Annotated in this window: 11 protein-coding genes and 1 rRNA gene; 9 read left to right on the top strand and 3 right to left on the bottom strand. The window is 62.9% G+C overall.

What is annotated here, in order from left to right; translation table 11 throughout:
- From CSQ92_RS00060 to ppnP, 7 genes are read left to right on the top strand one after another with little or no spacing between them, the layout of a single operon-like run.
- On the top strand, nucleotides 1-456 hold the full coding sequence (locus CSQ92_RS00060) for a chemotaxis protein CheW (RefSeq protein WP_099392900.1): 456 nt from the start codon (nucleotides 1-3) through the stop codon (nucleotides 454-456).
- On the top strand, nucleotides 453-1,703 hold the full coding sequence (locus CSQ92_RS00055) for a CheR family methyltransferase (RefSeq protein ID WP_099392899.1): 1,251 nt from the start codon (nucleotides 453-455) through the stop codon (nucleotides 1,701-1,703). The genes CSQ92_RS00060 and CSQ92_RS00055 overlap by 4 nt, the downstream gene beginning before the upstream one ends.
- Before the next feature lie 9 nt (nucleotides 1,704-1,712).
- On the top strand, nucleotides 1,713-2,399 hold the full coding sequence (locus CSQ92_RS00050; protein ID WP_099392898.1) for a chemotaxis protein CheW: 687 nt from the start codon (nucleotides 1,713-1,715) through the stop codon (nucleotides 2,397-2,399).
- Nucleotides 2,396-4,684 carry a hybrid sensor histidine kinase/response regulator gene (locus CSQ92_RS00045; RefSeq protein WP_070277943.1) on the top strand — a complete coding sequence of 763 codons (2,289 nt, stop codon included), beginning with the start codon at nucleotides 2,396-2,398 and terminating at the stop codon, nucleotides 4,682-4,684. Before CSQ92_RS00050 ends, CSQ92_RS00045 begins: the two co-directional genes overlap by 4 nt.
- Nucleotides 4,685-4,694: 10 nt before the next feature.
- Complete coding sequence (cheB, locus tag CSQ92_RS00040) at nucleotides 4,695-5,747, top strand: chemotaxis-specific protein-glutamate methyltransferase CheB (protein WP_099394527.1); 1,053 nt, start codon at nucleotides 4,695-4,697, stop codon at nucleotides 5,745-5,747.
- 10 nt (nucleotides 5,748-5,757) lie between these two features.
- Nucleotides 5,758-6,783: a diguanylate cyclase gene (locus CSQ92_RS00035; protein WP_070277941.1), complete on the top strand. Its 1,026-nt coding sequence runs from the start codon at nucleotides 5,758-5,760 to the stop codon at nucleotides 6,781-6,783.
- 25 nt (nucleotides 6,784-6,808) lie between these two features.
- Nucleotides 6,809-7,123, top strand: coding sequence for a pyrimidine/purine nucleoside phosphorylase (ppnP, locus tag CSQ92_RS00030; RefSeq protein WP_099392897.1), 315 nt, complete (start codon nucleotides 6,809-6,811; stop codon nucleotides 7,121-7,123).
- Between the two features lie 75 nt (nucleotides 7,124-7,198).
- Here the strand turns inward: ppnP and murB are convergent, their stop codons facing one another.
- A complete protein-coding gene (gene murB, locus CSQ92_RS00025; protein ID WP_092612114.1) occupies nucleotides 7,199-8,227 on the bottom strand; it encodes a UDP-N-acetylmuramate dehydrogenase in 1,029 nt (342 codons plus the stop codon).
- Between the two features lie 185 nt (nucleotides 8,228-8,412).
- Here murB and CSQ92_RS00020 point away from each other — a divergent pair, with 185 nt between their 5' ends.
- Both CSQ92_RS00020 and CSQ92_RS00015 read left to right on the top strand, forming a co-directional pair.
- Nucleotides 8,413-8,898 (top strand): YajQ family cyclic di-GMP-binding protein, encoded by a 486-nt coding sequence (locus CSQ92_RS00020; RefSeq protein WP_034759416.1) that lies wholly within the window; start codon nucleotides 8,413-8,415, stop codon nucleotides 8,896-8,898.
- A 183-nt stretch (nucleotides 8,899-9,081) separates the two neighbouring features.
- Nucleotides 9,082-10,347, top strand: coding sequence for a nitronate monooxygenase (locus tag CSQ92_RS00015; RefSeq protein WP_099392896.1), 1,266 nt, complete (start codon nucleotides 9,082-9,084; stop codon nucleotides 10,345-10,347).
- A 54-nt stretch (nucleotides 10,348-10,401) separates the two neighbouring features.
- Here the strand turns inward: CSQ92_RS00015 and CSQ92_RS00010 are convergent, their stop codons facing one another.
- Together CSQ92_RS00010 and rrf are read right to left on the bottom strand one after the other, a co-directional pair.
- Entirely contained in the window at nucleotides 10,402-11,700 is a 1,299-nt protein-coding gene (locus CSQ92_RS00010) for a leucine-rich repeat-containing protein kinase family protein (protein WP_099392895.1), read from the bottom strand.
- 110 nt (nucleotides 11,701-11,810) lie between these two features.
- Nucleotides 11,811-11,923 (bottom strand): 5S ribosomal RNA (rrf, locus tag CSQ92_RS00005).
- Nucleotides 11,924-12,080 lie beyond the last annotated feature (157 nt).

Below are 12,080 nucleotides of genomic sequence, written 5' to 3'. Positions count from 1 at the left end.
ATGAAAGTACTGCTCTTTCACATCGGACGCGACCGCTATGGCCTGCCCCTGGCAGGCATCGTGCGCGTCTTGCCGCTGCTGGAGCTGAAACAGTTGCCGCTCACGCCAGACTACGTGGCCGGCCTGATGGACTTGCACGGCACGCCCGTGCCCGTGATCGACCTGTCGCGCCTGGCCGGGCTGCCTGCCGCCGCCGCGCAGTTCGACACGCGCATCGTCATCGTCGACTACCGCGCGCCTGGGGGCGCCACGCATGCGCTGGGCTTGCTGGCCTCGCAGGTGCGCGGCATCGCCGACATTGATGCGGAAAAGCTCGACGACAGCGGCGTGGCGACGGCGCCCTTCCTGGGCCAGGTGGCCAGCGACGCCGACGGCATCGTGCAACTGGTGGAACTGGAGCACCTGCTGCCGCCCGACGTGCGCGCGCTGCTGTTTCAAGACGCGGGCGCGGCATGACGGCACAAGCCCTGCTGCGCCGCGCGACCGGCCTGTCCGTCTCCAAAGCCGTGGCCGAACGGGCCGTCGGCCAGCGCATGGAGCAAACGGGCTTCAGCGATAGCGAGGCCTACCTGCAGGCGCTCACGCCGACCGAAATGACGCAATTGATCGAGCTGGTGGTGGTGCCGGAATCGTGGCTGTTCCGCGACCCGCAGGCGTTCTACGCCACCGTCGAACTGGTGCAGGAACGCTGGGCACGGGGGCGCGCCACGCGCATCCTGTCGATCCCGTGCGCGGGCGGCGAGGAACCATATTCCATGGCCATGGCGCTGCGCGACGGCGGCGTACCGAAACAGGCGTTCAGCATCGACGCGTATGACCTGAGTCCAGGCTGCATCGAGCGGGCGCAGGCGGGCGTGTATGGCCGCAATGCCTTCCGCGCGCAGGACGTGGCCTTCCGCGACCGCTATTTCACGCACGTGGCCGACGACGCCTACCGCATCATCGACTCCCTGCGCGAACAGGTGACCTTCAAACAGGGCAATCTGCTGCAGTTCGATACCGCCACCTACAGCCGCCATTACGACGTCATCTTCTGCCGCAACCTCTTGATTTACTTCGACAAGCCGACCACGCGCGCGGCCATCCACAACCTGTCCGCCCTGCTGGCCGACGACGGCATGCTGCTGGCCGGCTATGCGGAAGTGCCGTCGTTCTGCCAGAACGGCTTTGCGCCGCTGCAGTTCCGCCAGGCCTTCGCCCTGAAGAAGGAGACGACGGCGCCGGCCAGCCCCGTGCAAGTGGCGCCGCTGCCGGCCGCGCGCCCCCTGCGCAGCGTGCCGCTCGCGCCAAGGCGCGCCGCCGCAGCCGCCCCTGCCGCCGCGACAGCGCCGCGCACGCGCCCCGTGTCCGTGCCGTCGCCGGCGCCGGCCGCGCCAACCGCGCAAGCCGATTTGCTGGCCGAGGCGCGCCTGCTGGCCGACCGTGGCCAGTTGCGCGAGGCCGGCGAAAAATGCCATGCCCACCTGGCCAGAGTGCCCGAGGCGGCGGAAGCGTATTTCATGCTGGGCATCATCAATGAACTGGCCGGCAAGATGGACCTGGCCGACGATTACTGGCGCCGCTGCATCTACCTGCAGCCCGACCATTACGAGGCGCTGTGCCACCTGTCGCTGCTGGCCGAACGCAATGGCAACCACACAGCCGCCGCCACCCTGAAGGCGCGCGCGGCGCGCATCTACCAGCGCCGCCAGGCGTCCAACTAAGGGGTATGCATGACCAACCTCATCGCCACCGAGTCTCCCGCCGCCATCGACGACTGCTGGAACCATATCGGCGTGGTCGGCGACCAGAGCTGCCCCAAGCTGCCGGCCAATGTGCATTGCCGCAACTGCGACGTGTATGCGGGCGCCGCGCAGCGCAACCTGCAGCGGCCCGTGGATGAACACTACCAGCGCGACTGGGCCAGCCACTTCCGCCAGCTGGACGCGGGCGGCGAAGTGCGCGACAGCTCGGTGCTGGTGTTTCGCATCGGCCGCGAATGGCTGGCGCTGCCCACGCGCGTGTTCGACTCCGTGGCGCCGCAGGCCAAGCCGCACGTGCTGCCGCACCGCGGCGGGCGCGGCCTGGCGGGCATCGTCAATATCGGCGGCAAGCTGTATCCATGCATGTCGCTGGCCAGTTTGCTGGGCATCGACGAACAGGGTGCGCCGCCGGCCAAGGGCCGCCACACGTTCGCGCGCCTGCTGCTGATGCGCTGGGAAGAGCAGGCATACGCCCTGCCCGTGGCCGACCTGCACGGCATCGTGCGCTATGCATCAAGCACCGTGCAGGCGCCGGCGGCCACCATCAACAAGGGCCTGTCGCGCTATCTGTCCGGTGTCATCACCGAGGGCGACATGCGCATCGGCTGCCTCGACACGGCGCTGATCGGCTTTCAACTTGCGAGGCTATTACGATGAGCCAGGACCAGCACGGCGACCTGAGTGCCTTTTCCATGCTGGACCTGTTCCGCATGGAGGCGGACAGCCAGACCCAGATCCTCACCGACGGCTTGCTGGCGATGGAGCGCCATGCGGGCGACGCGGCCGCCGTCGAAGCGATGATGCGCGCGGCGCACTCGATCAAGGGCGCGGCCGCCATCGTCGGCCTGCAGGTGGTGGTGCAGCTGGCGCACGGGATGGAGGACAGCTTTGTCGCCGCCCAGCATGGCCGACTGAAACTCACGCCGGAGCGGGTCGACGTGCTGCTGTCGGGCGTCGACCTGATCGTGCAGCTGTCGCGCCTGGACGACGCGGGCGCCGAAGCATGGCTGGCCGCGAATGCGGCGCAGATCGACCAGACCCTGAACGCCATCGCCGGCATCGCCGAGCTGCCCGAATTGCCGGCCCTGCCCTCGGCGCCTGCGCCCATGCCGGCGCCGGCAGCGGCCACACCACAGGCTCCCGTGGCCAGCGGCCTGGCGATAGAGGAGCCGGAAGCGGCCGCGCCTGCGCCGCGCACGGGAGCCGCACCAGCCAAGGCGCCGGCGCAAAACTTCGACAAATTGCTGTCGCTGGCCAGCGAATCGCGCATCAACGCGCACCAGATGCACCCGTTCATCGGCGCGCTGCAGCGCTTCAAACGCAACCAGAGCAGCCTGTTTTCCGCCATCGAGCACCTGCACGAAGCCATTGCCCGCGCGGGCGACGCGGGCCTGATGGAAAAGTCGCTGCTGGCGCTGCAAAAGACGCAGCCCCTGAAGCAGTTCATGCTCGAGCACATCGCCGACATCGAAACCTATGAACGGCGCCTGCTGGCCGTCTCGCAAGGCATGGTCGACGAAGTGCTGGCCCTGCGCATGCGCCCCTTCCGCGACGGCATCCATGCATTTCCCCGCATGGTGCGCGACCTGGCGCGTAGCCTGGGCAAGGAAGTGCAGCTGGAGATCGAGGGCGAAGACACCCTGGTCGACCGCGATATCCTGGCAAAGATCGAAAGCCCGCTGAACCACATGCTGAGGAATGCCATCGACCATGGCATGGAAGGCCCGTACGAGCGCATCGACGCGGGCAAGGAAGCGCTGGGCACGATACGCATGGAGGCGCGCCACCGCGCCGGCATGCTGAGCATCGAAATCAGCGACGACGGCCGTGGCGTCGACCTGGAAAAAATCCGCCAATCCGTCATCGAGCGCAAGATGGCCAGCCCCGTCATGGCCGCCGCGCTGTCGCCGGGCGAGCTGCTGGAATTCTTGTTCCTGCCCGCCTTCAGCCTGAAGGAAAAGGCGAACCAATTGTCCGGACGCGGCGTGGGCCTGGACATCGTGCACGAGACGATACGCCAGCAAAACGGCACGGTGCGCCTGGAATCGGAACCGGGTCGGGGCTTTCGTGCCCTGATCACCCTGCCGCTGACGCAATCGATCGTACGCGCGCTGGTGATCGACATCCAGGGCGAAGCCTACGCCATCCCCATCGTCAAGGTGGAAAGCGTGGTGCGCGTGCCGCAGGCGGCCATCCATACCCTGGAAAACAAGCAATTCTTCGAACTCAAAGGCGAGCATCTGGGCCTGGTCTCCGCGGCGCAGGTGCTGGAACTGGGCGAAGCGGCCAACCAGGCAGAGGACTTGCCGGTGGTGGTGATCGGGCGCGGCAAGCAAAGCTATGCGCTGGTGGTCGACGCCATCCGCGGCGAGCAAAGCCTGGCGGTGCAAGCCATCGACCCCATTTTCGGCAAGATGCGCGACATTTCCGCCGCCGCCCTGCTCGACGACGGCGAACCGGTGCTGATCCTCGACGTGCCCGATTTGCTGCTGTCGATCGACAAGCTGCTGCACGAAGGCGGCCTGCACCAGCTGGCGCAGGCGGGCCACGCGCAGCAGCGCCGCGCCAAGCGTATCCTCGTCGTCGACGATTCGCTGACGGTGCGCGAGATGGAGCGCAAGCTGCTGCTGGCGCGCGGCTTCGAAGTCGACGTGGCCATCGACGGCATCGACGGCTGGAACGTGGTGCGCAGCGGCGAGTACGACCTGGTGATCACCGACGTCGACATGCCGCGCATGGATGGCATCGAACTAGTTTCGCTGATCAAGAAGGACTTGCACCTGCACAAGCTGCCGGTGATGATCGTCTCGTACAAGGACCGCCCGGAAGACCGCGCGCGCGGCCTGTCCGCCGGCGCCGACTATTATCTGACCAAAGGCAGCTTCCACGACGAGACCTTGCTCGACGCGGTGGCCGACCTGATAGGAGATGCCCGCTTATGAGTTGTACTTCATGAAAATTGCCATTGCCAACGATGTCGCCATGGCCGCCGAGGCCCTGCGCCGCGTGGTGGCCAGCACGCAGGAACACCAGGTGCTGTGGATTGCCCGCACCGGACTCGAAGCCGTGCGCATGTGCGAAGGCAACCGCCCCGACCTGATCCTGATGGACCTGAACATGCCGGAGATGGATGGCGTCGAGGCGACGCGCCTGATCATGGAGCAAAGCCCGTGCGCCATCCTGGTGGTCACGGGCCGCCCGCAAGACAATGTCAACCAGGTCTTCCGCGCGCTGGGCGCAGGCGCGCTCGACGTCACGGCCACCCCCGTGCTCCAGGGACAAGTGGGCGGCGACAGCGAGCTGCTGGCCAAGATCAAGACCATCGGCAAGCTGATACGCCACAGCGCCGAAACGCCGCCGCCGCGCCAGGCGAACGGCAATGGCGGCGAACGGGCCGACGGGCAAGTCACGACGCTGGTGGCCATCGGCGCCTCGACGGGCGGCCCTTCGGCCGTGGCCAGGGTGCTGTCCGGCTGGACGGCGCCGCCCGGCTGCGCCATCGTGGTGGTGCAGCACATCGATGAAACCTTTGCCTCGCACTTCGCCAAATGGCTCGATGACCAGCTCAGCATGCCTGTGCGCGTGATTGCCGAAGGCGACGAACTGGTGTCCGGCACGGTACTGATCGCCAAGACCAATGATCACCTGCTGCTAGATCAAAATTATCGTTTGGGTTACGATGCAGCACCACGCGAGTATGTTTACCGTCCTTCCGTCGATGTATTCTTCAACTGCGTGGCGGAGCACTGGCGCGGCGACGCCATCGGTGTATTGCTCACAGGCATGGGGCGCGACGGCGGCGATGGCTTGCTGGCCATGCGTCGCGCCGGCAAGACGACCATCGCGCAAGACCAGGCCAGCAGCGCCGTGTACGGCATGCCGCGCGCGGCGGCCGAACTCGATGCGGCGCAGCACATCCTGCCATTGGATAGAATTGGCGCCAGCCTGCGCAGCCGCCTGGGCGCCAAACTCAACAATGGGTGGGAGCCCTCCCCTAACATCTGAAAAGAATGCAATGCCAGAATTTTCCTCCAGCTTCATCCAGCAAGAACCCGCATTGACCGAATTCAAGGTCAGCGTCCTGCTGGTGGACGACCAGTTGATTATTGCTGAGGCAATCCGGCGCATGCTGAGCGATCAGCAGGATATCGAGTTTCACTATATGACCGACGCCACCCAGGCGCTGGACACGGCGCTGCGTTTGCAACCGACCGTCATCCTGCAGGATCTGGTGATGCCGGGCATCGACGGCTTCGCCTTGATCAAGCTGTACCGCGAAAACGAGGCGCTGGCGCATGTGCCGGTGATCGTGATGTCGGCCAAGGATGACCCGAAACTGAAGGCGCACAGCTTTGCCGTCGGCGCCAACGATTACGTGGTGAAACTGCCAGACCGACTGGAGTTGCTGGCGCGCATACGCTATCACTCGGCGGCCCACATCAGCCGCTTGCAGCGCGACCAGGCTTTTCGTTTCCTACGAGAAAGTCAAAAAAACCTGGCCGACGCGAATATCGAGCTGCAGAAACTGGCCGCCCTCGATGGCTTGACGGGCATCGCCAACCGCCGCCGCTTCGATGAAACCCTGCAATTCGAATGGCAGCGTGGCCAGCGCGACAAAACACCGCTGAGCTTGCTGTTCTGCGATATCGACCATTTTAAAAGCTATAACGATCACTTTGGCCACCTGGCGGGCGACCTGGGCCTGAAAAAAGTCGCCGCCGTGCTGACGGAACATTTGAAACGCCCGGCCGACCTGGCCGCCCGTTACGGCGGCGAAGAATTCGCCTTGATCCTGCCGGAAACGAATCCGGCCGGCGCGCTGCTGATCGCCGAAGCGTGCCGGCGCCACCTGGAAGGCTTGCAGATCGAGAATCCGGCGGCAAGCACGGGCATCGTCACCATCTCGATCGGCGTGGCCACCATCGTGCCGTCACCGGACTCGACGGTGGAGCAACTGATCAACCGCGCCGACCAGGCCCTGTACGCGGCCAAGCGCGGCGGACGCAACAGCGTGCTGAGCGCCGATGACGTCCAGGACTGATTTTTAACAGCAAGGAAAGTGAAGCATGAGCACACAACTGGACAATGTCAGCGTCGTCAAGAAGTCGAATATCTACTTTGACGGCAAATGCGTCTCGCATAACGTCATCCTGGCCGATGGCACGAAGAAAAGCGTGGGCGTGATTTTCGCGTCATCGCTGCGCTTCAATACGGGCGCGCCGGAAATCATGGAAATCGTCAGCGGCCTGTGCAAGGTGCGCCTGGCCGACGCGACAGAATGGAACAGCTATGCCGCGGGCACGCAATTCAAGGTGCCGGGCAATAGCTATTTTGATATTGAAACGCTCGAGACCGTCGACTACGTCTGCCACTTCGGCTAATCCACGCAGAAAAAACGTCCATGGCTGCGTTGCACTGCCTTGCCCTGAGCATTTTTTCAAGCGCGGATTGACTATTTAGACAAACACAGGCTCGGGCGACAGGCGCACGCCATATTTCGCCTCTACATCATCCTGTATTGCTGCCGCCAGCCGGGTAATGTCCGCGCCACGAGCGCCGCCATTATTCACCAGAACCAGTGCCTGCTTGGGATACACTCCCGCGGGCCCCAGGTTTTTCCCCTTCCAGCCGCACTGATCGATCAGCCAGCCGGCCGCCAGCTTTTCCGTGCCATCGGGCTGCGCATGGTGCACGAGGGTCGGGAAACGTTCCAGCAAGGCAAGACATTGCTCGCGCGACACCACGGGATTCTTGAAGAAGCTGCCCGCATTGCCGATCACGGCCGGGTCGGGCAATTTTCTCCGGCGGATCGCCATCACCGTCTCGGCTACCTGTTGTGCTGTCGGCTCGGCAAGATTGCGCTCGGCCACGGCCTGCGCCAGTTCCGCATAGCGCAAGTTCGGCTGCCACTCGGCCGGCAAGGCAAACGTGACTTCCAGCACGATCAGCTCGCGCCCGTCCGCCTGCTTGAAGATACTGTCGCGGTAAGCGAAGCGGCAAGCATCGCGGTCCATGTCGAAGACGATGCCGCTGGCGCTGTGCATGACGCTCACGCTATGCAGATAATCCTTGATTTCAACGCCATACGCGCCAATATTCTGGATAGGCGCCGCGCCTACCGTGCCGGGAATCAGGGACAGGTTTTCCAGCCCGCCCACGCCTTGCGCCAGGGTCCACTGCACGAAATCGTGCCAGTTTTCGCCGGCCGCGGCCGTGACGAGTACCGTCTCAAAATCCGCCTGTGCCAGGCGCATGCCGCGCGTGGCCATGTGCAGCACGGCGCCGGGAAAGTCGCCCGTCAGCACGATGTTGCTGCCGCCGCCCAGTATCAGGCGCGGCATGGCGGACAGGGCGGGATCTTGCAGCGCGGCGTGCAATTCGGCCTGCGAGGTGATGCGTACGTAGGCGGCCGCGTTGGCCGTGATGCCGAAGGTATTCAGGCGCTGGAGGGGGTAATTGTGTTCGATGGTGAGCTCTGCAGACATGGGATAGGGAAATTTTGCTCGATTATAGAGCGAAAGCGACAAAAAACCACCTCAGGACAAGGGCGACTTGCCCGTTGTCCGTTAAAATGTCGCATCTTTAACAGGGCCGTCCCATGGCGCAGAATCAGCCGCCAAGGCCCAGCGCGCCGAGCGTGCGCTCGCTTTAACAAGAAAAGGAACAGACCATGCCGTCATTTGATGTAGTCTCCGAAGCCGATATGATCGAAGTCAAGAATGCAGTCGAGCAATCCAACAAGGAAATCACGACCCGCTTCGACTTCAAGGGCAGCGACGCCCGCGTCGAGCACAAGGAAAACGAATTGACCGCGTTTGCGGACTCGGAATTCCAGCTCAGCCAGGTGCGCGACGTGCTGACCAACAAATTGACCAAACGCAAGGTCGATGTGCGCTTCCTCGACGAAGGTGACATCAAGAAGATCGGCGGCGACAAGGTCAAGCAGATCATCAAGATCAAGAATGGCATCGAATCGGATGATGCGAAGAAAATCGTGCGTGTCATCAAGGACAGCAAGATGAAGGTGCAAGCGAGCATCCAGGGTGAAGCCGTGCGCGTCACGGGCGCCAAGCGCGACGACCTGCAGGCGGCCATGGCCATGCTGCGCAAGGACGTGCCCGACATGCCGCTGGAATTTAACAATTTCCGCGATTAATTTCGATGATGCGCACGCTCCGGCCTGCGCTTGCACCGGCATGGCGGAAAGCTGCCTCGGAGCGCCTGCCCGCTTGGGGTAGAATTGAAGCTGCGCGCAGCTACATGCGCCCGCGCGCCTGACCGGCGGCGGGCTTGACCGTACATCTGGCTCAGTGATAACCACGGTAGTCTAAGGATAGCAATGAAACGTGTTGATGATTTCCGCCTGCGATTTGGCAAAAAAGAATATGTGCCCATCATGATAGGCGGAATGGGTGTGGATATTTCCACGTCGGAGCTGGCCCTGGAAGCGGCCCGGCTGAACGGTATCGGGCATATCTCCGATGCTATGGTGGAAGACGTGTCGGATCGCCGTTTCGACACCACCTTCGTCAAAGACAAGACGAAACTGTACAAGTTCAACATCAATAACAGCGACAAGGCCGTGGTGCAATTCGACCTGGGCCGTCTGGCGGAAGCGCAGCGGCTGCATATCGGCCGCACCATGGAAGCAAAAAAAGGCGATGGTTTGATCTTCGTCAATTGCATGGAAAAGCTGACCATGAATGGCCCGCGTGAAACCTTGCGCGTGCGTCTGAATGCGGCGCTGGACGCTGGCATCGACGGCATCACCCTGTCCGCCGGTTTGCACTTCGGCTCGTTCGCCCTGATGGCCGACCATCCGCGTTTCCGTGATGCAAAGCTGGGCATCATCGTCTCGTCCGTACGCGCCTTGCAGATTTTCCTGCGCAAGAACGCCAAGCTCGACCGTTTGCCCGACTTCATCATCGTCGAGGGGCCATTGGCCGGCGGCCACCTGGGTTTCGGCATGGACTGGGCCAATTACGACCTGCACACGATCACGGCGGAACTGCTGGCCTACCTGAAGGCCGAACAGCTGGACATCCCGCTGATCGCCGCTGGCGGCATCTTCACGGGCAGCGACGCCGTCTCCTTCCTGGAAGCGGGCGCGGCTGGCGTGCAAGTGGCGACGCGCTTTACCGTCACCAAGGAATGCGGCTTGCCAAACAAGGTCAAGCAGGAATACTACAAGGCCTCGGAAGAAGACATCATCGTCAATGGCGTCTCGCCGACGGGCTACCCGATGCGCATGCTGAAGAACACGCCCGCCATCGGCGCCGGCATCCGCCCAGGCTGCGAATCGTATGGCTACCTGCTCGATGCAACGGGCAACTGCGCGTACATCAACTCGTACAACCGCGAAGTGGCGGCCCATCCGGAACAAAAAACCGTCGTCGTGATGGACAAGACGTGCCTGTGTACCCACATGCGCAACTTCAACTGCTGGACCTGCGGTCATTACACGTATCGCCTGAAGGACACGACGCACAAGCTGGAGAATGGCGAATACCAGATCCTGACGGCCGAACACGTCTTCAAGGACTACCAGTTCAGCGTCGACAACCAGATCGCCCTGCCGGAAAAAGAAATTCTGGCAGCAAGCTGAGTTTTGCCAGCCTGAAATGAAAATGGCGCAGCCTGCGAAGGCTGCGCCATTTTTTTATGCGGGGAGCATGTCCCGCAATGCCAGTTCGATCGCATCGAACCTTGGCCGCCGCAATATTTCTTCCTGCAAGCAAGTTTCTTGCAAGGCATGCAAGGCGGACAAAGGCGTCGCACAATGCTCGATCAGCTCGCCCAGCAGCACGCCAAAGGCACGCGCCTCTATGCCCTGCAGCAAGTCCCCGCGCGGCGAGCCCGGCACAAACATGGACGCCGCGCCAAAGTCGCCCAGCAGGGAGGTACCGGCGTCCGCATGCAGGATATTGTGTGCATACAAGTCGCCATGCACGATGCCGCGCGCGTGCAGCTGGCACACGGCCGAGGCGATGCCATGGGCAATGGCCAGCGCTTGCGGAATATCAAAGCGCACACCATCTGCATACACGTCGCGCGTGCACGATTCCAGGCTCGGTGGTCCCGCCAGGTTGCGAAAAGCCGCGTCGATGAGCGGCATGACGAGTCCGAGCGCCCCTTGCGGATGCGCATCGAGCGTCCCGAGGATGGGAATCAGGCCCGGGTGCGCACCGGCGCCGACACAGGCGGCCATTTCACTGCGCGGCAAGCCATCGCTGGTCATGGCTCCCTTGAACACTTTGACGGCGACATCATCCACGCCATCCAGACAGGCACGGTAAATCACCCCCGATGCGCCCTCGCCCAACTGCTGCGCCAGTTCCAGGCGCTGCCATGCCACGCCTGCCGCAGCCGTACCGGCCAAGGCCGCCAGTTCCCGCGCTTCCGTGCAGGGATTGCCCGCATACGCGAGCCAGCTCAGGCGTGGCAGGGACAGCAGGCAGTCGGGCAGCGCCGTAAAACGGTTGGCGGCGATACGTACCAGTTCCAGACGGCGGCAGTTCGTCAACGAAGCGGGCAAACTGTCCAGGCAATTTCCCGCCAACATGAGTTTCTGCAGCTCACTGCACTTGCCCAGTTCGTCCGGCAAGGCCTCGATGGCATTGTCGGTCAGGGTCAGCCAGCGCAGCCTGGCTGGCAAGGCGGCAGCAGGCACGTGGCGGATCCGGTTCGCCTTGAAACCGATCATACTCAGTTCTTCGCAGCTCCCCAGCACGACAGGCAAGGTGGTGAACAGGTTGTCCGAGCAAAAAATGATGCGCAGCTTGTGCAAGCGCGGCAGATCGTCGGGTAAAGTGGACAGCGCGTTGCCCGAGAGGTCGAGGATTTCCAGGCTGTCAGCCAGGTCGAAGATTTCGCGGGGGAAGTCCGTCAAGCCGCAGGATAGCTTCAGGCGGCGCAGGCCGGCCAGTTGGCCAGCCCGTAATTGCTCCAGTGTATGCACAGCAGACAAGACATCCCTTTCAAAAACCCGGCAATCGCTGGTGCAGTTAAAACCAGCGGACGTAAAAAAACCCCAACCGGATCACCGGAAGGGGTTTTTTCGAATAACAAGCCTGACGATAACCTACTTTCACACTGGTTGCAGCACTATCATCGGCGCAAAGTTGTTTCACGGTCCTGTTCGGGATGGGAAGGGGTGGGACCAACTTGCTATGGTCATCAGGCATAACTTGTACTGGCGTTTGTCTCCTGTGGGACGACAAGGCCATGAATCTGGAAGAAGCAAAGATTGGGGTAATGACTGGTAGTATCAACACACACGCAACGTTGTACCGTCTTATCCTCTGTACCTGCTAAGGTTATAGGGACAAGCCGTACGGG

This window comes from Janthinobacterium sp. BJB446 (assembly GCF_002735655.1).
In the GTDB taxonomy this organism is placed as follows: Bacteria; Pseudomonadota; Gammaproteobacteria; order Burkholderiales; family Burkholderiaceae_D; genus Janthinobacterium; species Janthinobacterium lividum.
This window is presented reverse-complemented; position numbering and strand designations above follow the sequence as displayed.

What these genes read in the sequence shown, in the direction of transcription:
- CSQ92_RS00060 (WP_099392900.1), top strand. Translation starts at nt 1, where the DNA reads ATGAAAGTACTGCTCTTTCACATCGGACGCGACCGCTATGGCCTGCCC.
- CSQ92_RS00055 (WP_099392899.1), top strand. Translation starts at nt 453, where the DNA reads ATGACGGCACAAGCCCTGCTGCGCCGCGCGACCGGCCTGTCCGTCTCC.
- CSQ92_RS00050 (WP_099392898.1), top strand. Translation starts at nt 1,713, where the DNA reads ATGACCAACCTCATCGCCACCGAGTCTCCCGCCGCCATCGACGACTGC.
- CSQ92_RS00045 (WP_070277943.1), top strand. Translation starts at nt 2,396, where the DNA reads ATGAGCCAGGACCAGCACGGCGACCTGAGTGCCTTTTCCATGCTGGAC.
- cheB (WP_099394527.1), top strand. Translation starts at nt 4,695, where the DNA reads ATGAAAATTGCCATTGCCAACGATGTCGCCATGGCCGCCGAGGCCCTG.
- CSQ92_RS00035 (WP_070277941.1), top strand. Translation starts at nt 5,758, where the DNA reads ATGCCAGAATTTTCCTCCAGCTTCATCCAGCAAGAACCCGCATTGACC.
- ppnP (WP_099392897.1), top strand. Translation starts at nt 6,809, where the DNA reads ATGAGCACACAACTGGACAATGTCAGCGTCGTCAAGAAGTCGAATATC.
- murB (WP_092612114.1), bottom strand. Translation starts at nt 8,227, where the DNA reads ATGTCTGCAGAGCTCACCATCGAACACAATTACCCCCTCCAGCGCCTG.
- CSQ92_RS00020 (WP_034759416.1), top strand. Translation starts at nt 8,413, where the DNA reads ATGCCGTCATTTGATGTAGTCTCCGAAGCCGATATGATCGAAGTCAAG.
- CSQ92_RS00015 (WP_099392896.1), top strand. Translation starts at nt 9,082, where the DNA reads ATGAAACGTGTTGATGATTTCCGCCTGCGATTTGGCAAAAAAGAATAT.